Annotated in this window: 15 protein-coding genes and 3 tRNA genes; 8 read left to right on the top strand and 10 right to left on the bottom strand. The window is 67.2% G+C overall.

The features are described 5' to 3' along the window. Window positions 1–7: 7 nt before the first annotated feature. The 3 genes from rlmB to rnr all read right to left on the bottom strand — a co-directional run bounded on the left by rlmB (window position 8) and on the right by rnr (window position 3,894). Window positions 8–751, bottom strand: a complete 744-nt coding sequence (gene rlmB, locus ACMZPQ_RS05015) for a 23S rRNA (guanosine(2251)-2'-O)-methyltransferase RlmB (protein WP_197582630.1) — start codon at window positions 749–751, stop codon at window positions 8–10. A gap of 104 nt (window positions 752–855) precedes the next feature. Continuing rightward, window positions 856–1,338 carry a GFA family protein gene (locus ACMZPQ_RS05010; protein ID WP_197582631.1) on the bottom strand — a complete coding sequence of 161 codons (483 nt, stop codon included), beginning with the start codon at window positions 1,336–1,338 and terminating at the stop codon, window positions 856–858. A gap of 96 nt (window positions 1,339–1,434) precedes the next feature. Next, entirely contained in the window at window positions 1,435–3,894 is a 2,460-nt protein-coding gene (gene rnr, locus ACMZPQ_RS05005) for a ribonuclease R (protein WP_197582632.1), read from the bottom strand. 128 nt (window positions 3,895–4,022) lie between these two features. Here rnr and ACMZPQ_RS05000 point away from each other — a divergent pair. Further along, window positions 4,023–4,107: transfer RNA gene (locus ACMZPQ_RS05000), tRNA-Leu, on the top strand. Between the two features lie 204 nt (window positions 4,108–4,311). Further along, window positions 4,312–4,398: transfer RNA gene (locus ACMZPQ_RS04995), tRNA-Leu, on the top strand. A 184-nt stretch (window positions 4,399–4,582) separates the two neighbouring features. Here ACMZPQ_RS04995 and ACMZPQ_RS04990 read toward each other — a convergent pair. Then, a complete protein-coding gene (locus tag ACMZPQ_RS04990) occupies window positions 4,583–5,329 on the bottom strand; it encodes a TSUP family transporter (RefSeq protein WP_197582633.1) in 747 nt (248 codons plus the stop codon). Between the two features lie 99 nt (window positions 5,330–5,428). Here ACMZPQ_RS04990 and ACMZPQ_RS04985 point away from each other — a divergent pair, with 99 nt between their 5' ends. Then, the gene (locus ACMZPQ_RS04985) at window positions 5,429–6,328 is read left to right on the top strand and encodes a LysR substrate-binding domain-containing protein (protein ID WP_197582634.1); all 900 of its coding nucleotides are present in this window, start codon (window positions 5,429–5,431) and stop codon (window positions 6,326–6,328) included. A gap of 50 nt (window positions 6,329–6,378) precedes the next feature. Then, window positions 6,379–6,465: transfer RNA gene (locus ACMZPQ_RS04980), tRNA-Leu, on the top strand. Window positions 6,466–6,818: 353 nt separating this feature from the next. On the opposite strand, the gene emrB is transcribed toward ACMZPQ_RS04980, so the two are convergent. From emrB to emrR, 4 genes are read right to left on the bottom strand one after another with little or no spacing between them, the layout of a single operon-like run. Beyond that, window positions 6,819–8,408, bottom strand: a complete 1,590-nt coding sequence (gene emrB, locus ACMZPQ_RS04975; RefSeq protein WP_197582635.1) for a multidrug efflux MFS transporter permease subunit EmrB — start codon at window positions 8,406–8,408, stop codon at window positions 6,819–6,821. 7 nt (window positions 8,409–8,415) lie between these two features. After that, window positions 8,416–9,597, bottom strand: coding sequence for a multidrug efflux MFS transporter periplasmic adaptor subunit EmrA (gene emrA / locus ACMZPQ_RS04970; RefSeq protein WP_006427716.1), 1,182 nt, complete (start codon window positions 9,595–9,597; stop codon window positions 8,416–8,418). Between the two features lie 11 nt (window positions 9,598–9,608). Beyond that, the gene (emrC, locus tag ACMZPQ_RS04965) at window positions 9,609–11,102 is read right to left on the bottom strand and encodes a multidrug efflux transporter outer membrane subunit EmrC (RefSeq protein ID WP_197582636.1); all 1,494 of its coding nucleotides are present in this window, start codon (window positions 11,100–11,102) and stop codon (window positions 9,609–9,611) included. After that, window positions 11,099–11,542, bottom strand: a complete 444-nt coding sequence (gene emrR, locus ACMZPQ_RS04960; protein WP_005408766.1) for a multidrug efflux system transcriptional regulator EmrR — start codon at window positions 11,540–11,542, stop codon at window positions 11,099–11,101. Before emrR ends, emrC begins: the two co-directional genes overlap by 4 nt. A gap of 172 nt (window positions 11,543–11,714) precedes the next feature. On the opposite strand from emrR, the gene ACMZPQ_RS04955 reads away from it, so the two are divergent. Next, on the top strand, window positions 11,715–12,596 hold the full coding sequence (locus ACMZPQ_RS04955) for a helix-turn-helix domain-containing protein (protein ID WP_197582637.1): 882 nt from the start codon (window positions 11,715–11,717) through the stop codon (window positions 12,594–12,596). Window positions 12,597–12,656: 60 nt separating this feature from the next. After that, complete coding sequence (gene parC, locus ACMZPQ_RS04950; protein ID WP_197582638.1) at window positions 12,657–14,900, top strand: DNA topoisomerase IV subunit A; 2,244 nt, start codon at window positions 12,657–12,659, stop codon at window positions 14,898–14,900. 343 nt (window positions 14,901–15,243) lie between these two features. Here the strand turns inward: parC and bfr are convergent, their stop codons facing one another. Beyond that, window positions 15,244–15,732, bottom strand: a complete 489-nt coding sequence (gene bfr, locus ACMZPQ_RS04945) for a bacterioferritin (protein WP_004151115.1) — start codon at window positions 15,730–15,732, stop codon at window positions 15,244–15,246. A 123-nt stretch (window positions 15,733–15,855) separates the two neighbouring features. On the opposite strand from bfr, the gene ACMZPQ_RS04940 reads away from it, so the two are divergent. Further along, window positions 15,856–18,183, top strand: coding sequence for a penicillin acylase family protein (locus ACMZPQ_RS04940; protein ID WP_197584063.1), 2,328 nt, complete (start codon window positions 15,856–15,858; stop codon window positions 18,181–18,183). Window positions 18,184–18,214: 31 nt separating this feature from the next. Here ACMZPQ_RS04940 and asnB read toward each other — a convergent pair whose 3' ends face one another. Beyond that, complete coding sequence (asnB, locus tag ACMZPQ_RS04935) at window positions 18,215–19,906, bottom strand: asparagine synthase B (protein WP_197584061.1); 1,692 nt, start codon at window positions 19,904–19,906, stop codon at window positions 18,215–18,217. Window positions 19,907–20,251: 345 nt separating this feature from the next. Between asnB and ACMZPQ_RS04930 the strand changes: the two genes are divergently transcribed. Further along, window positions 20,252–21,130: a tetratricopeptide repeat protein gene (locus ACMZPQ_RS04930; protein ID WP_197584059.1), complete on the top strand. Its 879-nt coding sequence runs from the start codon at window positions 20,252–20,254 to the stop codon at window positions 21,128–21,130. The last annotated feature ends 114 nt before the right edge of the window (window positions 21,131–21,244 follow it).

The raw sequence follows: 21,244 nt of genomic DNA, 5'->3' as shown, positions 1-21,244 counted from the left end.
CTGCCGTTCAACCGCGCTGGCGCACGGCCTCGAACAGGCTGACGCCAGCAGCAACGGAGACGTTCAGGCTCTCGATCTCGCCCGGCATCGGAATCTTCACCAGGCCATCGCAGTTTTCGCGGGTCAGGCGGCGCAGGCCATCGGCTTCGCCACCCAGCACCAGCGCGACGTTGCCCTTCAGGTCCAGCGCATACAGCGAGGCCGTAGCTTCACCGGCCAGGCCGTAGATCCACACGCCCTGCTTCTGCAGGTCCTTCAGGCAGCGCGACAGATTGGTCACCGCCACCACCGGGATGCGATCGGCGGCACCGGCCGAGGTCTTGCGCACGGTGGCATTCACCGTGGCCGACTTGTCCTTGGGGATGATCACTGCGGTGGCGCCGGCAGCCGCGGCCGAGCGCAGGCAGGCGCCGAGATTGTGCGGGTCCTGCACCTCGTCCAGCACCAGCAGCAGGGCCTTGCCTTCGGCCGCAGTGACCAGGCCTTCCAGCTCGTTCTCGCTGTAGGTGCGGGCGGCGGCATAACGCGCGGCCACACCCTGGTGGCGCACCGAGCCGCCCACGCCATCCAGCGCCTGGCTGTTGACCTTGCGCACGTCGATGCCCTTGCGGCGGGCATTTTCCTCGATTTCGGTCAGGCGCGGATTCTTCGCACCGGCCTCGACCAGCACTTCCCGGACGTTCTCGGCGTCGTTCTCGATGGAGGAGGCGACGGCGTTGACGCCGACGATCCACTGGCTGTTCTTGCTCATGCGGGCGGGGACCGGAAAGGGGGTGGCTATGGTAGAGCATCAGCGGGCCGGGCGCTGCGGCGGGCCCCTGGCGAGCCGGGCGTGGGCTCGGCTCTACGGGCGTGCTATCGACTGCGCGGCGGCCAATGCGGAGTGTCGTGGTCCGGATGCTGGTGGGACACGATCGTGGCCAGGAACTCGAGGGCGGCGACGTCGTCCTCCGTGCGCCTGGCCGGCAGGCTGGCCAGCGTGTCGACGAACGGCAGCTTGCGCTCCACGCCGTACTGGACGGTCGGGGGCAGGCGTTCAGGTTCGTCGAAGGCCCCTGCCGCCACCGCCACGCCATCCGGTGCTTCATAGGTCAACGGCGTGCCACAGTCGGCGCAGAAGCCGCGCCGCACCACGTTGGACGACTGGAAGTAACGCGGCTGGCCGCGGGTCCAGCTGAACTGCACGCCGCGCACCGACACCAGGGGGGCGTAGTAGCCGCCAAATGCCTTCTGGCACATCCGGCAATGGCAGATCGAGCTGTCGGTGAGCTCACCGCGCGCCTGGAAGCGGATCGCACCGCATTGGCAGCCGCCGCGGTATTCGGGTTGGCCCTGCATGGTGGGTTCCTCCGCAAAATCGTGTCGACCGAGGTCGACACCCACCGCACAGCAGGCGCCGACGTGGTGGGTGCCGACCGTTGGTCGGCACGCCTTTCAATATTGCTTCTTGGTGCGTTTGGCCGGCTTGCCCCGCTCGGGCAGCGGCGGCAGGCCATCGCCCTCTTCCTCACCCTTGTGCTCGACCAGGCGGAAGTCGATCTTGCGCTCTTCCATGCTGGCCTTCAGCACCAGGATGCGCACGCGGTCGCCCAGCCGGTAGCTGGCGCCGCGACGTTCACCGGTCAGTGTCTTGCGGGTGGCGTCGAACTTGTAATAGTCCTGCGGCAGCTGGGTCACGTGGACCAGGCCCTGCACCTTGGACTCATCCAGTTCCACGAACAGGCCGAAGCTGGTCACGCCGCTGATCACGCCGTCGAACTGGCCACCGACATGCTTTTCCATCCACGCGGCACGGTAGCGCTCGTCGACCTCGCGCTCGGCCTCGTCGGCGCGGCGCTCCCGCTCGGAGCACTGCAGCGCCAGCGCAGCCATCTCGCGCGCGTTGTAGGTGAACTTGTCCAGCGGCTTGCCGGACAGCGCGTGCTTGATCGCACGATGCACCAGCAGATCGGGGTAACGGCGGATCGGCGAGGTGAAGTGCGCGTACGCCTCCAGCGCCAGGCCGAAGTGGCCATTATTGTCCGGGCTGTACACGGCCAGGCTCTGGCTGCGCAGCAGCACCGATTCCAGCAGCGTCGCGTCGGGGCGATCGCGGATCTTCTTCAGCAGCTTGGTGTAGTCGCCCGGGCGCACCTTCGACCACGGCGGCAGGCTCAGCTTGAATTCCTTGAGGAATTCCAGCAGATCGGCGTACTTGGTCTCCGGCGGCTTTTCGTGCACGCGGTAGGGCGCCGGCACGTGGTGCGACAGCAGGTACTTGGCCGCCTCAACGTTGGCGGCGATCATGCATTCCTCGATCAGCTTGTGCGCGTCGTTGCGCACCAGCATGCCGGCCTGGGTGACCTCGCCGCGGTTGTCGAGCACGAAGCGCACTTCGCTGCTTTCGAATTCGATCGCACCGCGCTTGGCGCGCGCCTTGGACAGCACCTTGTACAGTTGGTGCAGGCGCTGCACCTGCGGCAGCAGGTCGCCGAGCCACGCCTTGGTATCAGCGTCATCCTCGCCCACCGCCTTCCACACCTGGGTGTAGGTCAGGCGCGCGTGCGAGTTCATCACCGCTTCGTAGAAGCGCGAATGGGTGACCAGGCCGTCGCGGTCGATCTGCATGTCGCACACAAAGCACATGCGGTCGACCTTCGGCATCAGCGAACAGATGCCGTTGGACAGGGTCTCCGGCAGCATCGGCACCACGAAGCCCGGGAAATACACCGAGGTGGCGCGCTTCTGCGCTTCCTCGTCCAGCGGTGTACCGGGGCGCACGTAGTTGGAGACGTCGGCAATGGCCACAACGAGACGGAATCCATCCGCATTCGGTTCGCAGTACACCGCGTCATCGAAGTCCTTGGCATCCTCGCCGTCGATGGTGACCAGCGGCGTGCTGCGCAGGTCGACGCGTCCGCCGATCATGGACGGCTCGACCACCAGCGGCACCGCGGCGGCTTCGTCCAGCACCTCCTGCGGGAATTCGAACGGCAGTTCGTGGCCGTGGATGGCGGTTTCCACCACCAGCGATGCGGTCAGCTTGTCGCCGAGCACGGCGATGATGCGGCCGATCGGAGGACGGCGGCTGTCCGGCGCCTGGGTCAGTTCGCAGACCACCAGCTGGCCATCGCGCGCACCACCGGTCTGGTCGGGCGGCACCTGCACGTTGCGCTGCACGCGCTTGTCGTCGGGCACCACGTAGTTGATGCCCATCTCGATGCTGAAGCGGCCGATGAGGCGGGTCATGCCGCGTTCCAGCACGCGGGCGATGCTGCCCTCGCGACGGCCACGGTGATCAATGCCGGTGACGCGGGCAAGCACCTTGTCACCGTGCATCACCTTGCGCATTTCATACGGCGGCAGGAACAGGTCGTCACCGCCCTCAACCGGGCGCAGGAAGCCGAACCCTTCCGGATTGGCGATCACCACGCCGGTCACCAGGTTCAGGGTCTGGATCGGGGCGAAGCCACCGCGCCGGTTCTGCACCAGCTGGCCGTCGCGGACCATCGCACCGAGCCGGCGCGACAGCGCCTCGGCCCGGTCCGGCGCGGTCAGGCCCAGGCGTGCGCCCAACTCGTCGGCGGTCTGCGGCCCCTCGCAACGTTCAAGCAGCGCCAGGATGGCCTCGCGGCTTGCGATGGGTTGTTCGTATTTCTCGGCCTCGCGGCTGGCATAGGGATCGTCGATCACCTTGCCGGTCGGCGGCAGCTTGCGGCCGGGGGCCGGGCCCGGTGCATCGGCGCTGCGGGGCTTGCGGCCGCGTGGCGGCGCGTTGCCGTCGTTCAGTTCTGGAAGCCAGCCCGGCAACGGCTTGCCCGGCTTGGTGGTGCGGGCTGCGCCCGGCTTGGCGCCCTTCTTCGGGGCCTGGCTGCGGGAGGTGCTCCCGCCCTTGCTTGGTTTTTTGGTAGTCATCGCCTTACATGGTAGCGGTTGATGGCGTGCAGAACGGGTCAGCAGCCGCCTTGAAGGCATTGCGTGAAATAAATTCAGGAAGTCGTTGACACCCTGCGGATTCATCTTCACAATTGCGCCTCTGGAACGCCCAGGTGGCGGAATTGGTAGACGCACTAGTTTCAGGTACTAGCGGGTAAAACCGTGGAGGTTCGAGTCCTCTCCTGGGCACCAACGAAAGAACTCCTCGCTTCGGCGGGGATTTTTTTTGCCTGCCGTCCGGCCTGGGGTCGGATCCCTTTCCACAGGAAAGGGCTCTGACCCCGACATCGGGCCTTGGGATCAGAGCCCCTTTCGCAAGCGAAACGGGATCCGACCCCAGCTCTGCAAAAAATGTTGACACCTCCGTAACAACACCCCATAATCTCGCTCCTCGACGCCCAGGTGGCGGAATTGGTAGACGCACTAGCTTCAGGTGCTAGCGGGGGCAACTTCGTGGAGGTTCGAGTCCTCTCCTGGGCACCATGTCGAGAAAGATAAAAACCCGCGCAAGCGGGTTTTTTCTTGCCTGCGATTCAGGCCTTTGTCGGCTCGAGCTTGCTCGACTGCACCGGTCCGTAGAGTCGAGCTTGCTCGACTGATGCCATGCAGGGCGAAGCGCAAAGCAGTCGAGCAAGCTCGGCTCTACGTACACGGGCGGCAACGCGCTTCAGAACAACGGCCGCAGCACCAGCTCCAGGCCGAGCAGCAGCAGGAACCCGAGGAAACAGGCTCGGAACACGCGCGCGCTGATCCGCTGCCGGATCACCTGCCCCAGCCACATGCCCAGCAGGGCCGGCACCACTGCCATCGCACTCAGCCCCAGTTGCTGGATACCGAACGCACCGTGCAGCACCAGGCCGGTGGTCAGCGAAATCGTCGAGACCGTAAACGCCAGCCCCAGTGCCTGCACCAGCTCCTCGCGCTGCAACCCCAGCGACTGCAGGTACGGCACCGCCGGCATCACGAACACACCGGTCGCCCCGGTGACCACACCCGACAACGCACCGACCAGCGGCCCCAGCCAGCGCTCACGCTGCTGCGGCACACGGAACACCGGCGCGAACAGCGCATAGGCCGCATAGACCACCAGGGCCACGCCGAGTGCTACGCGCGACCAGGTGCGATCGACCCGCACCAACAGCGCGGCCGAGCCCAGCGTCACCACCACCACCGCCAGCATCATTGGCCACAGCCGCCGCACGATGTGGCCCAGTGACGGCCCGGACACCAGCTGCCATGCATTGGTGACGAAGGTCGGGATGAACAGCATCGACGCCGCCGCCACTGGAGACAGCGCGCCACCCAGCAGGCCCATGGCCACCGTCGGCAGGCCCATCCCGGTCACGCCCTTGACCACGCCGGCCAGCACGAACACCACCACCAGCAGCACGTAGAAGTACATCGATTCATTCATGCCTTCATTGGATCGGCGAGCCGGCCGGCGCACAATGCGGTCTTCCCGGCCTCGCCTTCGGCTGATCCGAAGGCCCAGGCATTGCGATGAGGGCATCACATGCGGATGGATATCGCCGACCTGCGGCTGTTCCTGGCCATTGCCGAGGCAGGCAGCATCACGGCCGGCGCAGCGCAGGCGAACCTGGCGCTTGGTTCGGCCAGTGAACGCCTGCGCACGATCGAAGCCGATGCCGGTACGGCATTGTTGAACCGGCACCCGCGCGGGGTCAGCCTGACCGAGGCCGGCGCCGCCCTCGCCCACCATGCCCGCCTGATCCTGCAGCAGCAGGCGCAGCTGCGCGGCGAACTGCAGGCGTTCGCGCATGGCGCGCGCGGCACCCTGCACCTGTATGCCAACACTGCGGCGCTGACCAATTACCTTCCCGCGCGCCTCGCCCCCTGGCTGGCCGAACGCCCGCGCCTGCATGTCGAACTGCTGGAACGCACCAGCCCGGAAGTCGTGCGTGCGATCAGTACCGGCCAGGCCGAGGCCGGCATCATCAGCGACGCCGTCGATGCCGCGGGTCTACAGCAGCACGTGGTCGCCGAAGATCCGCTGGTGATGCTGCTGCCCGCAGACCACCGCTTCGCATCGCGGCGCAGCGTGGCCTTCGCCGACATGGCTGGCGAGACCTTTGTCGCCCTGGCCGACGGCAACGCCCTGCAGACCTACATTGAAGACCAGGCGCGCGACATCGGGCGCCGCCTGGACGTGCGCATCCGCATGAAGACCTTCGAAGGCGTGTGCATCATGGTCGGCCACGGCATCGGGGTCGGCATCGCGCCGCGGACCATCGCCCGCCAGCATCGGCGCAGCACGCATACCGTCGCCGTACCGCTCGCCGATGCGTGGGCACAACGTCGCCTGTGCGCCTGTTTTGCCGAGTGGACGCAGCTGTCGCCGGCGATGCGCAGCCTGCTGCATCACCTGGGCGTGCAGCCGCAGAAAAAAGTGTGAAATGTTGTTGACACATCCTCAGTCGTTCCCCATAATTCGTCTCCTGAGTCGCCCAGGTGGCGGAATTGGTAGACGCACTAGCTTCAGGTGCTAGCGGGGGCAACTTCGTGGAGGTTCGAGTCCTCTCCTGGGCACCATGACTCAGAAAATGATCAAACCCGCGCAAGCGGGTTTTTTCATGCCTGGCGTTCGGGAGCTGCGATTGCATGCGCCATCCACGCATGGCGTGGATCTACCGGATGAAGAGCCCGCGCAAGCGGGTTTTTTCATGCCTGGCGTTTGGGAGTTTCTCGATTGCATGCGCCATCCACGCATGGCGTGGATCTACCGGATGAGGAGCCCGCGCAAGCGGGTTTTTTCATGCCCCTCATCCGGGCACATCCGCGCGACGCGCGCATGCATCGCGATGAGGCCACAAACAGAAACCCCGCCTTGCGGCGGGGTTTATGCATCCGGTAGATCCACGCCATGCGTGGATGCACACCATCACTCAGTGGCCACCACCGGCCGAGGCAGCCCCGGCACCGGCGCCGAACGGTGGCTTGGCCAGCCACAGGAACGCGATGATCGCCAGGAAGATCCAGCCCAGCAGGAAGAAGATGTCGTTGAAGCCCATCTGCGACGCCTGGTGGTTGATCATGTTGTTCAGTACCGCTGCGCCGTGTTGCAGGTCGCCCTGCCCCATCGCCGTGACCTGGTCCTGCATGCCCGGTTGATAGGCCGAGATGTGCTCGGTCAGGTCGGCATGGTGCACCTGGGTGCGCCGCGCCCACAGCCACGTCGTCAGCGACGCCGCGAAGCTGCCGCCCAACGTCCGCAGGAAGGTGGCCAGGCCCGAGCCCGCCGCGATCTCGCGACCGTCTAGGTCCGACAGCAGGATCTGCAGCACCGGCATGAAGAACAGCGCCACACCAATACCCATGATCAGCTGCACGCCGGCCACGTGCATGTAGTCCACCTGCAGGTTGAAGTTCGAGCGCAGGAAGCTGGTCATCGACAGCACGATGAAGGCCACCGTAGCCAGCATGCGCATGTCGAAGCGCGATGCGTACTTGCCCACGAACGGGGTCATGATCACCGGCAGGATGCCGATCGGTGCGGTCGCCAGGCCTGCCCAGATCGCGGTGTAGCCCATGTCTCGCTGCAGCCACTGCGGGATCAGCAACGCCACGCTGAAGAACGCCGCATAGGCCACCACCATCGCCAGCGTGCCGGCGCGGAAGTTGCGATGTCGGAACAGCTTCAGGTCGACGATCGGATCCTTGTCGGTCAGTTCCCAGATCAGGAACACCGTCAGCGCCACCACGGCCACGCAGGCCAGCACCACGATCTTCATCGACGAGAACCAGTCCTCGTCATTGCCCAGGTCAAGCACCAGCTGCAGGGCGCCAACACCGATCACCAGGGTGATCAGGCCGACGTAGTCCATCTTCGGCTTCTCGATCTGCTCCGGGCGCCCCTTCAGCTGGTTGCCCACCACCAGCGCGGCGAAGATGCCCAACGGCACGTTGATCAGGAAGATCCATTCCCAGCTGTAGTTGTCGGTGATCCAGCCACCGAGGATGGGGCCGCAGATCGGCGCCACCACGGTGATCATCGCCAGCAGGGCCAGCGCCTGTCCGCGTTTCTCACGCGGATAGATCGAGACCAGCAGCGACTGCGTGATCGGGTACATCGGGCCGGCCACGAAGCCCTGCAGCGCGCGCGATACCACCAGCATGCCCATGCTCTGCGCCAGGCCGCACAGCAGCGAGGTGATGACGAAGGCCAGCGTGGCCCAGACGAACAGCTTGCGTTCGCCGAAGCGGCGGCTGAGCCAGCCGGTCAGCGGCAGCGCGATGGCCGTGCTGACCGCAAACGAGGTGATGACCCAGGTCGCCTGCTGCGAACTGGCACCGAGATTGCCGGCGATGGTCGGCAACGAGACGTTGGCGATGGTGGTGTCGAGCACCTGCATGAACGACGCCATCGCCAGGCCCACGGTGCACAGGGCGACGCTGGGTGGCAGGAACCCGGAGGCCGCACCTGGCGCCGCCGGTGCGCCCGGAGCGCCGTGCGCGGCTGGAGCTTGTGCGGACATGGCGACCTCAGCCCGCCTTCGCCTGCTGCTGCGGCAGGTTGCCCTGGATGATCGTGTGGATCACCTCATCGGCATCATGCAGCTGCTTGGCATACACATCGGTGTCGAACACCGTGCCCTTGGCCGCTGCGCTCGGCAGCACTTCACCCTTCTGGTCGCGCAGGCTCACTTCGGCCTTCATCGACAGGCCGATGCGCAGCGGGTGCTCGGCCAGCTGCTTGGCATCGATGGCGATGCGCACCGGCACGCGCTGCACGATCTTGATCCAGTTGCCGCTGGCATTCTGCGCCGGCAGCAGCGAGAACGCCGAACCGGTGCCCAGGCCCAGGCTCTGGATGCGGCCCTTGTACTTCACATCACCGGCGTACAGGTCGGACTTCAGCTCCACTTCCTGGCCCAAGCGCATGTGGCGCAGCTGGGTTTCCTTGAAGTTGGCCTCGACCCACATCTGCTCGGTCGGCACCACGGCCATCAGGGCATTGCCCGGCTGCACGCGCTGGCCGACCTGCACCGAACGACGGGCAACGTAGCCGGTGACCGGCGCGACGATGCCGGCGCGGGCGTTGTTGAGGAAGGCCTGGCGCAGCTGCGCGGCCGCCGCCTGCACGTCCGGCTGGGTGGCGATCACGGTGTCGTCGACCAGCGCGCGGTTGCGCTCGACGGTCTCACGCGAACCGGCCACGGCCGCTTCGGCGGCCGCCAGCTCATCGCGGGCATGGGCCAGTTCTTCGTTGGAGATGGCGCCGGTGGCGGCCAGGTCCTTGCGGCGGGCGAAGTCATCACGCACGCGCTTCAGGGTCACCTGGCGGGCATTCAAGTCTGCCTGCGCGCCTTCCACGCTGCGGTACAGGCCGCGGGTCTGGCGCACCGTCTTGGCCAGGTTGGCTTCGGCCTGCTGCAGCGCCACCGAGGTGTCGGACGGGTCCAGCTGCACCAGCAGCTGGCCGCGCTCGACGCGCATGCCGTCATCGGCGTTGATGGCGACCACGGTACCGGCCACCAGCGGGGTGATCTGCACCTGGTTGCCCTGCACGTAGGCATCGTCGGTTTCTTCGAACCAACGGCCGAACATGAAGTACCACAGCGCCAGTGCGGCAAGCAGCAGCACGACGATCACGAACAGTCCGCGCAGCAGGTTGCCGCGGCGGTTGGAGGCGGCCGGGGCCGCGGTGTCTTGGGTCTGGCTCATGGCGGAGGTCTTCAGGAATGCGAGGAATCGGAATGGGAGGCAATCGGCGCACGGTCGGCGTCAGCGGGCTGGAAACCCCCGCCCAAGGCCTTGCTCAGGCGCACCGAGGACTGCACCTGCTGCGACTGCAGGCCGGCCAGCTGCTGCTGCGATTGCAACAGGGTGGACTGCGCGGTCAGCACGTCCAGGTAGCTGCCGATGCCGGCGCGGTAGCGCTGCTGGGCCAGGTCGAAGGCCGAGCGTGCGGTGTCCACGGCCTGCTGCTGCGCGTGCGCCTGCTGTGCCAGCGAACGCACCGCATTGACCTGGTCGGCGACGTCGCGCAGTGCGTCCAGCACGGCTTGGTTGTAATTGGCCACCGCCAGGTCGTACTGCGCGTCGGTGTTGGCCAGGTTGGCGCGCAGCTTGCCGCCTTCGAAGATCGGCAGGCTCAGCGCCGGGCCGATGTAGGCGAAGGTGGAGCTGCTCTTCAGCAGGTCACCCACGTTCGGGGCGACCACGCCGGCCAGCGCGGTCAGGTTGAAGCTCGGGTAGAACTTGGTCTTCGCAACCTTGATCTGCTTGTCGGCCGCTTCAACGCGCCAGCGTGCGGCAACGATGTCGGGGCGACGGCCCAGCAGTTCGCTGGGCAGCACGCCCGGCAGCTGCAGCGCCACCGGGTTCAGCGGCTGCGGGCGCTGGATCGACAGGCCTCGGTCCGGACCCTTGCCGACCAGGGCGGCCAGCGCGGTGCGGGCGGCATCGATGCGCTGCTGTGCGGCCAGCACCTGCTGCTGCGCGGCCGGCACGCGGGCCTCGGCCTGGCGCACCTGCAGATCGCTGTCGATGCCGGCGCCGCGGCGCTGGCGGGTCAGCTGCAGCGACTTCTGCGAGCGGGTCAGTTCTTCCTCGGCCACGTCATTGAGCTGCCACGCATAGGCCAGATCGGCGTAGGCCTGGGTGATGCCGGTGGACAGGTTCAGGCGTGCCGCCTGGGCTTCGACCGTTGCGGCATGCGCGCCATCCACGGCCGCTTCCCAGGCGGCGCGCTTGCCGCCCCACAGGTCCACGCCGTAGCTGAAGTCGAAGGCAACCTGGCCACTGCCGCCGTAGCGGCCACCCATCTCGCTGCCCACCATCGACTCGGGCAGGCGCAGGCCGGTATAGCCACCGGAGACCGACAGGCTGGGCAGTTCCTCGGCGCGCGCGGTACCGACCTGGGCCTGGGCCTGGCGCAGGCGCGCATCGGCGGCGTCAAGGCTCGGATGGCCGGCAAGGCCTTCGGCAACCAGCGCGTCCAGCTGCGCGTCGCCCAGTGCCTTCCACCAGTCCTGCGCCGGGAATCCGGTGGCGCTCAGGTCGGTGTCGGCCAGGGTGCGTTCGCTGTGCAGGCTGTCCACCTCAAGCACGTGGCCCTGCGGGGTGAGGCCACGACTGCTGGCGCAGGCGGCCAGGGCCAGGGCCAGCGCTGACACCAGCAGCGCGCGCCCGGACCGGCGGAGAGTGGGATGCGGGATCGGGTTCATGGGGTCGTCAGTGAATCGCGGATTCGGGTAAGGAGGGACAGCAGCAGCGTGCGCTCATCGGCGGAAAGATCACGCAGGGCGTAATCCATCACCGCGTCGCCGCGCAGCTTCAGCCGTGCCCACAACGCGCGGCCTTCGTCGGTCAGCACGATCTGCAGTGCACGCCGGTCCTGCGCATGCGGCTCGCGGCGGACGCAGCCCAGCGCCTCCAGCTTGTCCAGCAGGCGGGTCACCGCGCTGGGCACCTGGTCGATGGCCTGGGCCAGTTCGTTGGCAGTACAGGGGGCCATGTGCGAAAGCACCTTCAGCCCGATGTAGTGGGTGAAGCCGATGCCCAGATCTTCTTCAGCCATGGACGCGTCGAGTTGCCGGACCAGGCCGTCGCGCACCTGGCGCAGCAGCAGGCCGAAGCTGGGGGGAGTGGTTGCAGGACAGATCATGGGGGAGCATTCTCTTCCAAAAAAAATATTTCTCAATGGAAATATTCGATCTGGCATCGAATGCTGTGTTGCAGCAGTGGGCTGGATCGGTGAAGGCGCCTACCTTAATGATCTGGTCAGGTGGCCCGGTAGTACAATCCAGCCAATGGATGACACATTTCAGCCAGCGGATATGATGAACAAGGCAGAAATCCCCCCACCCAAGCGCCTGCTGCGTGACGACGCACTGGACTGGTTCGAGCGCAATGACGGCCCCCCGGTCGTCGCCTTCCGCTTCGACAGCCCGCAGGGCCTGGTCCGCGAAGTGGACTGGCACCACCACCAGCGCGCCCAGCTGATCTGTGTTGAACGCGGCCTGCTGACCACCCGGACCTCGCATGGCACCTGGTCGCTGGCGCCGGGTTCGGCCGGCTGGATGCCGCCGCTGGAGCCACACACGGTCACCCTCGACGGCCCGCTGCGCGGCTGGGGCATGGCCCTGGCAGCGCCCGCCTGCGCCACCCTGCCCTCCGACCCCTGCGTGCTGGGCCTGTCCAAGCTGGCGCAGGCGCTGGCCGACCGCATCTGCGAATGGCCGCTGGGCTACGACACCACGCCTGAGCGCCAGCACATCATCGACGTGCTGGTGGACGAGATCCGCACCGCGCCACGCCAGCGCATGCACCTGCCGATGCCGCACGACCGGCGCCTGCTGAAGATCGCCTCGCAGCTGCTGGCCGACCCGTCCGACGAGCGCAGCCTGGCCGAATGGGCGCACTGGGCCGGGCTTTCCCCGCGCAGCCTGACGCGCCACTTCCGCGACGAGACCACGCTCAGCTTCGCCCAATGGCGGCAGCAGGCGCGCCTGGCCGAGGCCCTGCGCCAGCTGACCGACGGCCGCAGCGTGGCCGACATCGCCCATGCGCTGGGCTTCAGCAGCGCCAGCGCCTTCGTCACCGTGTTCCGCCGCCACTTCGGCTTGCCGCCGGGGCGCTACCTGGCGCGTGCCGGGCATGGCCTGGAAACCGGGCTGGACCCTGCGCGCGGCTTGGCATCCCCCGCCGCATCCGGATAATCACAGGATTGCGAGCGGCGACTGCCGTCGCCGCCTCCCGACAACAGGTAACAACGCCGCATGACCGAACTTGCCCGCCCCGTGTTCCACGGATTCGAACAACTGCCGCTGCGCGAGTACGCCGAGCGCGCCTACCTCGACTACTCGATGTACGTGGTCCTGGACCGCGCCCTGCCGTTCATCGGCGACGGCCTGAAGCCGGTGCAGCGCCGCATCATCTATTCGATGAGCGAGCTGGGCCTGAATGCCGCGTCCAAGCCGAAGAAGTCCGCGCGCACCGTCGGTGACGTCATCGGTAAGTACCACCCGCATGGCGACAGCGCGTGCTACGAAGCGCTGGTGCTGATGGCACAGCCGTTCTCGTACCGCTATCCGCTGATCGAGGGCCAGGGCAACTTCGGCTCCAGCGACGACCCGAAGTCGTTCGCGGCGATGCGTTACACCGAATCCAAGCTGACCCCGATCGCCGAAGTGCTGCTGGGCGAGCTGGGCCAGGGCACCACCGACTGGGCGCCGAACTTCGACGGTACCCTGCAGGAACCGACCTGGATGCCGGCGCGGTTGCCGCACCTGCTGCTCAACGGCACCACCGGCATCGCCGTGGGCATGGCCACCGACGTGCCGCCGCACAATCTCAACGAGATCGTCAGCGCGCTGCTGCACCTGCTGGACAACCCCGACGCCAGCGTTCGGGACCTGTGCGAGCACGTACAGGGCCCGGACTACCCGTCCAGCGCCGAGATCATCACCGCGGCCAACGATCTGCGGAACATGTACGAGACCGGCAACGGCAGCGTGCGTGCGCGTGCGACCTTCACCAAGGAAGCCAACAACATCGTGGTCACCGCGCTGCCCTTCCAGGTGTCGCCGTCGAAGGTGATCGAGCAGATCGCCGCGCAGATGCGCGCCAAGAAGCTGCCGTGGCTGGAGGACATCCGCGATGAGTCCGACCACGCCAACCCGGTGCGCGTGGTGCTGGTGCCGCGCTCCAACCGCGTCGACGCCGAGCAGCTGATGGGCCACCTGTTCGCGACCACGGACATGGAGCGCAGCTACCGCGTCAACCTCAACGTGATCGGGCTGGACGGCCGTCCGCAGGTGAAGAACCTGAAGATGCTGCTCAGCGAATGGCTGACTTTCCGCAGCAACACCGTCACCCGCCGCCTGCAGCACCGCCTGCAGAAGGTCGAGCGCCGCCTGCACCTGTTGGAAGGCCTGCTGGTCGCCTTCCTCAACCTGGACGAGGTGATCCACATCATCCGTACCGAGGACGAACCGAAGGCGGCGCTGATCGCACGCTTCGGCCTGTCCGAGGACCAGGCCGAGTACATCCTGGAAACCAAGCTGAAGCAGCTGGCGCGCCTGGAAGAGATGAAGATCCGCGGCGAGCAGGACGAGCTGGCCAAGGAGCGCGAGAAGATCCTCGGCATCCTCGACAGCAAGGCCAAGCTCAAGAAGCTGATCCGCGACGAGCTGACCGCCGATGCCAAGAAGTTCGGCGACGCACGCCGCTCGCCGTTGGTGCAGCGCCAGGCCGCGCAGGCCATCGACGAGACCGAGCTGGTGCCGAGCGAGCCGATGACCGTCGTGCTGTCGGAGAAGGGCTGGATCCGCGCCGCCAAGGGCCATGACGTCGATGCATCCGCCCTGTCCTACCGCGATGGCGACGCCCTGCAGGGCGCAGTGCGCGCGCGCAGCACCCAGCAGGTCGCGTTCCTCGACAGCGAGGGCCGCGCCTACTCGACGCCGGTGCACACCCTGCCTTCGGCGCGCGGCAATGGTGAACCGCTGACCGGCCGCTTCTCGCCGGCGCCGGGCACCAGCTTCGTGACCCTGGCCAGTGCCGAGCCGGACGCCCGCTTCGTGCTGGCCTCGACCCACGGCTACGGCTTCGTCACCCGCTTCGAGAACCTGATCGGCCGTAACAAGGCCGGCAAGGCGATGCTGAACCTGTCGTCCGGTTCCTCGGTGCTGACCCCGTCGGTGGTGGCCAACGTCGAAACCGACCGCATCGTGGCGGTGACGAGTTCGGGCAACCTGCTGGCGATCGCCGCCAACGACCTGCCGGAACTGGACAAGGGCAAGGGCAACAAGATCATCGAGATCCCCAAGGCCAAGCTCGCCACCGAACGCGTGGTCGCCATCGTGGCGATCAGCCCGGGGCAGACCCTGCAGGTGCGCAGCGGCCAGCGCACCATGGGCCTGAAGTTCAACGAGCTGGACGCCTACCTCGGCGCGCGCGCCACCCGCGGCCACCTGTTGCCACGTGGCTGGCAGAAGGTCGAAGGGCTGGCGGTCGAATAAGGGCTGGGGCCCTGCCCCTGGTGGGTGTCAACCTTGGTTGAGGTGGGTGTCAACCTTGGTTGACACGCTTTGCCAGAGATCAGACACGAAAAAGCCGGGGCATTCCCCGGCTTTTTCGTTGTCGGCTGGCGGGCGGTGGAGCAGCTGGCGGGCGAAGGCTGGCTGGCGGTGCTCCGGTGCTGGCGGGCGACAGAACGCTGTGCTGCTTCTGGTAGAGCCGACCGCTGGTCGGCTGTCTCCTCCTGGTAGAGCCGACCGCTGGTCGGCTGTCTCTTGAAAAACAGCCGACCAGCGGTCGGCTCTACCGGGTGGTCGCCGGGAATTGCCCGGCGCCACCTGCGGCTCAGTGCGCCGGGGCGCCGTTGCCGTCGATCTTGCTCAGCTGGTACAGCTCCAGGCCAATGCGCTTGATCAGGCCCAGCTGCTGCTCCAGCCACCAGGCGTGGTCTTCCTCGGTGTCCTTCAACTGCGCCAGCAGCATGTCGCGGCTCACGTAGTCACCCTTCTCTTCGCACAGCTTCATGCCAGCGGCGAGATTGTTCCGAACCGCGTATTCAGTATCCAGATCCTTCTGCAACATCTCCTCCACGGTCTTGCCCGGCTCGGTGGCATGCGGGCGCATGTCCGGGTCGCCGCCCAGGAACAGGATCCGGCGCAGCAGCGCGTCGGCGTGCTGGGTCTCTTCTTCCATCTCGTGGTTCAGGCGTTCGTACAGCGCGAACAGGCCCTGGTCCTCGTAGCGGCGGGAATGGATGAAGTACTGGTCGCGGGCAGCAAGCTCGCCGCGCAGCAGTTCCTTCAGGCAGGCGATGACGTCCGGGTTGCCTTTCATGGGGGGCTCCTGTGAATCGATGCGGCATAGGGTGACGCATTTCCGGCGACGGTGATCTAATCGGAATCAGTCGCAGTTGCGCCTGCGGCTACAATCGACCCTCGAGCGTGGAAAGGACGTGCGATGCGACGTACATGGCGTTGGGTGCTGGGCGTGTTGATCGCCATCGTGCTGGTCACTGCATTGAGCCTGTGGCTGCTGCTGCGCGGCAGCCTGGCCGACCTGGACGGTGAGCATGCGCTGCCGGGCTTGGCCAGGCCGGTCACGATCGAGCGCGACGCGCTGGGCGTGGTCACCATCACCGCCGGCAGCCAGGCCGACGCCATGCGTGCGCTGGGCCGCGTGCACGCGCAGGAACGCTATTTCGAGATGGACCTGATGCGGCGCAGTGCCGCTGGCGAGTTGTCGGCGCTGTTCGGGCCCAAGGCCATCGACGCCGACAAGCGTATGCGCGTGCATCGCCTGCGCGCGCGTACCGAGGCCAACCTGCAGGCCGCGCTGGGCGACAACAGCGAGGCCGTGGGCGCGTACGTGGCCGGCGTCAATGAGGGCTTGGCCGGACTCTCCGTGCGGCCATGGGCGTACCTGCTGCTGCGGCAGGCGCCGCAGCCCTGGCGGGCCAGCGACAGCGTGCTCACCGGGCTGGCCATGTACGCCGACCTGCAGGACCCGGGCAACCAGACCGAGCTGGCGCTGAGCCGCATCCGCGCGGTCGTGCCGCCGGCGCTGTACGCGCTGCTCGCCCACGATGGCAGCGAATGGGATGCCCCGTTGTTCGGCGAACCGACCGGCAACGCCGTGCTGCCCGACGCCAGCCAGCTTGATCTGCGCACATTGCAGGGAAAGCCGGGCACCGGGCAGGAAGAGGCCGATGCGGTCGGCAGCAACAACTTCGCCGTATCCGGTGCACTGACCGCCGACGGCCGCGCCATCGTCGCCGATGACATGCACCTGGGCCTGCGCGCGCCGGGGCTGTGGTTCCGCGTGCGCCTGCGCTACCCCGACCCGCAGGCCGCGGGCGGCCAGGTCGATGTCACCGGTTTCTCGCTGCCCGGCCTGCCGGCGGTGATCGTCGGCAGCAACGGGCATGTCGCCTGGGGCTTCACCAACAGCTACATCGATACGGCGGACTACCGCACTGAACCGGCCAACGCTGCGGTCACCGTGCATGAGGAACGCATCGCAGTGGCCGGCCAGGCCGACGTGCTGTTCCCGGTGCGCGAAAGCGCCTGGGGACCCATCCTGCACACGCATGCCGATGGCAGCGGCGATGCCCTGCGCTGGGTCGCGCAGCTGCCGGGTGCGGTTCGCCTGGACTTCGGTGACCTGGCCCGCGCCGGCGATCTGGAAGCCGGCCTGCACTTCGCCGATCACGCCGGCATCCCCGCGCAGAACCTGGTGATCGGCGACCGCAGCGGACGCATCGCGTGGCGCCTGATCGGCGCCCGTCCCGACCGCGGTCCTGGCTGCGCACCGGCCGGCTTCAACGCCGCCAGCAACCAGAACTGTGCGCCCTGGCCGATCCGCAGCGATGCCGCACCGGCACTGATCGACCCACCCAGCCATCGCCTGTGGACCGCCAATGGCCGCGTCCTCGACGGTGAGGCATTGGCCAGCGTTGGCCATGGTGGTTATGACCTCGGTGCCCGTGCGCGGCAGATCCGCGACCTGCTGGCCATCCAGGAGCGCTTCGATGAGCACGACCTGCTGGCGATCCAGCTGGATGACCGCGCCGTATTCCTGCAGCGCTGGTGGGCACTGCTGCATGACGTCATTGAACGCAGTGACGATCCTGCGCTGAAGCGCCTGAAGGCCGTCAGCCATCAGTGGGGCGGCCGCGCCTCGGCCAGCTCGGTCAGTTACCGGGTAGTGCGCGAGTTCCGCTCGCAGGTGATGCAGACGCTGTCCGATGCACTGCTGGCCCCGGCCAATGCGCGACTGGGCGATGGCTACCTGGAACCACGGCTGGCGCAGCTGGAAGGGGTCGCGTGGCCGATGCTGCGGCAGCGCCCCGCCAACCTGCTGCCACCGGCCTTCGACAGCTGGGATGCGCTGTTGATCGATGCGGCACGCCGCACCGAAGCCGAACTTGCCAAGCAGGGTCCGCTGGCCCAGCGCAGCTGGGGCGAACGCAACACGGCGGCGATCTGCCACCCGATCGCACGCGCGGTGCCGGCGTTCGCGAAGCGCTGGCTGTGCATGCCGGCCGATCACCTGCCCGGCGACCGCGACATGCCGCGCGTGCAGACGCCGAATTTCGGTGCTTCGGAGCGGATGGTGGTCTCGCCCGGGCACGAGGCCGACGGCATCGTGCACATGCCCGGCGGCCAGAGCGGGCATCCCCTGTCCCCTTATTGGGGTGCCGGCCACGAAGACTGGGTGCATGGCCGCCCGACTCCGTTCCTGCCGGGCAAGGCCCAGCATGTGATGACGCTGGTGCCTGCACGGTAATGCCGGCCAGCGGCCGGCACCGCCTCCAGCGCTAGGCCAACGCCTGCTCGTGCACGCCGGCAATCGCTCGCCCGGACGGGTCGGCCGCTGCCGCGAAGCTGGCATCCCATGCAATCGCCGCCGGCGACGAGCAGGCAATCGACTTGCCGCCCGGCACCGTTTCGGCAGCGGCGCGACTGGGGAAGAACTGCTCGAACAGGTGGCGGTAGTAGTACGCCTCCTTGGTCTGCGGCGGGTTGTGCGCGAAGCGCTTGTCCGCGGCCGCCAACACACGGTCGCTCACCTGTGCTTCGGCGTGTGCCTTCAGCCCGTCGATCCAGCCATAGCCGACGCCATCGCTGAACTGTTCCTTCTGCCGCCACAGGATGCTGTCGGGCAGGTAGCCGTCGAACGCCTCGCGCAGCACCGCCTTCTCGATGCGACGGCCACCGAACCCGGCGCCGACCATCTTGTGCGCGGCGTCGAAACGCATCGCCACGTCGAGGAATTCGCGGTCCAGGAATGGCACGCGCGGCTCCACGCCCCAGGCCATCATCGACTTGTTGGCGCGCAGGCAGTCGTAGTTGTGCAGGGCATCGAGCTTGCGCACCAGCTCATCGTGGAATTCGCGCGCATCCGGCGCCTTGTGGAAGTACAGGTAGCCGCCGAAGATTTCGTCGCTGCCTTCGCCGGACAGCACCATCTTCACTCCCATCGCCTTGATCCGCCGCGCCAGCAGGAACATCGGCGTCGATGCGCGGATGGTGGTGACGTCATAGGTCTCGATGTGGCGGATCACTTCCGGCAGCACGTCCAGGCCTTCTTCGAAGGTGTATTCGAAACCGTGGTGCACGGTGCCCAGCGCTTCGGCGGCAACTGCAGCAGCGGCCAGGTCGGGCGAGCCCTTCAGGCCGATCGCAAACGAGTGCAGGCGCGGCCACCAGGCTTCGGTCTGTCCACCGTCCTCGATGCGACGGCGTGCGTAACGTGCGGCCACGGCCGCCACCAGCGATGAATCCAGGCCACCCGACAACAGCACCCCGTACGGCACATCGCTCATCAACTGGCGTTCCACCGCCTGCTCGAAGGCCTGGCGCAGTTCGGCCAGGTCGGCCTGGCGGCCCTGCACATCCGCATACTCGCGCCACGGCTGCTGGTAATAGCGCACCAGTTCGCCGCTGGCGCTGTCGAAGTAATGGCCTGGCGGGAACTGCGCGACATCGGCACAGGAATCGACCAGCGCCTTCATTTCCGACGCCACGCGCAGGCGCCCCTGCGCATCGTGGCCCCAGTACAGCGGCACCACGCCGACCGGGTCGCGCGCCACCAGCACGCGGCCGCCGTCGCGGTCCCACAGTGCGAAGGCGAAGATGCCGTTGAGCTGTTCCAGCCACTGCGCCGGCGATCCGCCCTGGCGGTACAGCGCGTTGATCACTTCGCAGTCCGAGCCGGTCTGGAAGTCATAGGCGGTGGTCAGCGCGGCCTTCAGCTGCTGGTGGTTGTAGATCTCGCCGTTCACGGCCAGCGCCAGCTGGCCGTCGGCCGACAGCAACGGCTGCGAGCCGCCGGCCGGATCAACGATGGCCAGCCGCTCGTGGACCAGCAGCGCGCCTTCGTCGAGGTACACGCCGCTCCAGTCCGGGCCGCGGTGGCGCTGGCGCTGCGACAGTTCCAGCGCGTGGCGGCGCAGGGAAGGAAGATCGTCACCGGCCTGCAGGCCGAAGATTCCGAAGATCGAACACATGGCGGAGCTCCTGTTGGGGGATTTCACGAGGGGACGGTGTTCGACCGGCCATCCAGGCCCGGGTGGGGCTGCGCCCGGGCACAAAAAAACCCGCATCGGCCGATGCGGGTTTTCTGGTGTCCGGGCGTGTGTTGCTGTCTATCTACCCAGGGCGCAGTCCCGCATCGGCCGCGCACGATTATTCGCGCGCAGATTATTGCGGTTGTTGTTGTTGACGGCGGTGGCCAGGCGGATCGACATGGCATCGACCCTACCCCGCTTTCAGGCGCCGCGCAACAGTTGCGTTGGCAACCAGCCGGACCGGTCGGCGGCGCATAATGGCCCGCCCCGCACTGTGTAACTGGAATGCAACACCGCAATGGACGCAACGCGGCACTGGCCGCCCTGTTCTGCCTGAGCCTGGCCGCGTGCCAGACGCTGCCCCCGCCCTCGCCCCTGCCGCCAGCCCAGCTGCAAAGCCTGGAGCAACGCGGAACCGACGGCAGCTTCAAGGGTGCCTTTGATACCGCGGAAACCTTCGAACGCTTCAACGATCCGCGCGCGATTGCCTACTACGAACGTGCCGCCGCGATCACGCCCTGGACCTTCCACAACACCAAGGCCGAAGAAGCACTGGGCCGGATCTGGACGTCCGGCACGCTGCGCCATACCGACAGCCCCCATATCGATCCTGCACCGGTGCTGCGTGCGTCGTGGCGACGTGGCGAACGCGCCTACCTGGCAGCGGCCAACCACGGCAATCCCTACGCGTTCCATGAACTCGCCACGGCCTATCGCGCACGCGGTGACGCGCAGCAGGCGCTGAGCTGGGATCTGCGCGCGATGATCTACCACCGCTATCCAAGCCGTTCCTCACAGCTGCCGGATGCGGTGGCCGCACAGGCCGGCACCGTGCACCCGTTGGTGGCCCGCATCCAGCGACGCGCCGAGCGCGGCGATGCCGAAGCGCAGGTCGACCTGGGCGCGCTGCTTGAAAGAGGCGTGGGCCTGCCACGCGATCCGGCGCGTGCCCTGCAGCTGTACCAGCGCGCCGGGGCGCAGGGCAACGTGTTTGGCCAATATTTCGCTGGGGTGTTGCTGGGTCGGAGCGCGCCGGGCGTGGAGAAAAACACCGATACAGCGACGCACTGGTTCGCCAGGGCCGAAGCGCAGCACTTCTACATGGGCGCGCCGAGCTATTGGAAGAAGGCGATCGAGCCGCCGTTCTTCATTTTCTCGGAGTAGTAGAGCCGAGCGATGCTCGGCTGCTTCTGCCAGTAAAAGTCAGCCAAGCATGGCTCGGCTCTACAAGGAAGCAGCCCCAGCCGGAGGTGGGGGGCCCCCCCCGCCGCCCCCCCC

It is taken from the genome of Stenotrophomonas maltophilia, from assembly GCF_047497515.2.
Taxonomy (GTDB): domain Bacteria; phylum Pseudomonadota; class Gammaproteobacteria; order Xanthomonadales; family Xanthomonadaceae; genus Stenotrophomonas.
Note: the sequence above shows the minus strand (reverse complement) of the source record. Positions and strands in the feature narration are given on the sequence as shown.

Bases quoted from the DNA above. Each gene is read 5' to 3' on its own strand.
- ACMZPQ_RS04985 (WP_197582634.1), top strand. From the start codon at position 5,429: ATGCGGATGGATATCGCCGACCTGCGGCTGTTCCTGGCCATTGCCGAG.
- bfr (WP_004151115.1), bottom strand. From the start codon at position 15,732: ATGAAAGGCAACCCGGACGTCATCGCCTGCCTGAAGGAACTGCTGCGC.
- emrA (WP_006427716.1), bottom strand. From the start codon at position 9,597: ATGAGCCAGACCCAAGACACCGCGGCCCCGGCCGCCTCCAACCGCCGC.
- ACMZPQ_RS04990 (WP_197582633.1), bottom strand. From the start codon at position 5,329: ATGAATGAATCGATGTACTTCTACGTGCTGCTGGTGGTGGTGTTCGTG.
- ACMZPQ_RS05010 (WP_197582631.1), bottom strand. From the start codon at position 1,338: ATGCAGGGCCAACCCGAATACCGCGGCGGCTGCCAATGCGGTGCGATC.
- asnB (WP_197584061.1), bottom strand. From the start codon at position 19,906: ATGTGTTCGATCTTCGGAATCTTCGGCCTGCAGGCCGGTGACGATCTT.
- ACMZPQ_RS04955 (WP_197582637.1), top strand. From the start codon at position 11,715: ATGATGAACAAGGCAGAAATCCCCCCACCCAAGCGCCTGCTGCGTGAC.
- emrC (WP_197582636.1), bottom strand. From the start codon at position 11,102: ATGAACCCGATCCCGCATCCCACTCTCCGCCGGTCCGGGCGCGCGCTG.
- rnr (WP_197582632.1), bottom strand. From the start codon at position 3,894: ATGACTACCAAAAAACCAAGCAAGGGCGGGAGCACCTCCCGCAGCCAG.
- emrR (WP_005408766.1), bottom strand. From the start codon at position 11,542: ATGATCTGTCCTGCAACCACTCCCCCCAGCTTCGGCCTGCTGCTGCGC.
- rlmB (WP_197582630.1), bottom strand. From the start codon at position 751: ATGAGCAAGAACAGCCAGTGGATCGTCGGCGTCAACGCCGTCGCCTCC.
- emrB (WP_197582635.1), bottom strand. From the start codon at position 8,408: ATGTCCGCACAAGCTCCAGCCGCGCACGGCGCTCCGGGCGCACCGGCG.
- ACMZPQ_RS04940 (WP_197584063.1), top strand. From the start codon at position 15,856: ATGCGACGTACATGGCGTTGGGTGCTGGGCGTGTTGATCGCCATCGTG.
- parC (WP_197582638.1), top strand. From the start codon at position 12,657: ATGACCGAACTTGCCCGCCCCGTGTTCCACGGATTCGAACAACTGCCG.
- ACMZPQ_RS04930 (WP_197584059.1), top strand. From the start codon at position 20,252: ATGCAACACCGCAATGGACGCAACGCGGCACTGGCCGCCCTGTTCTGC.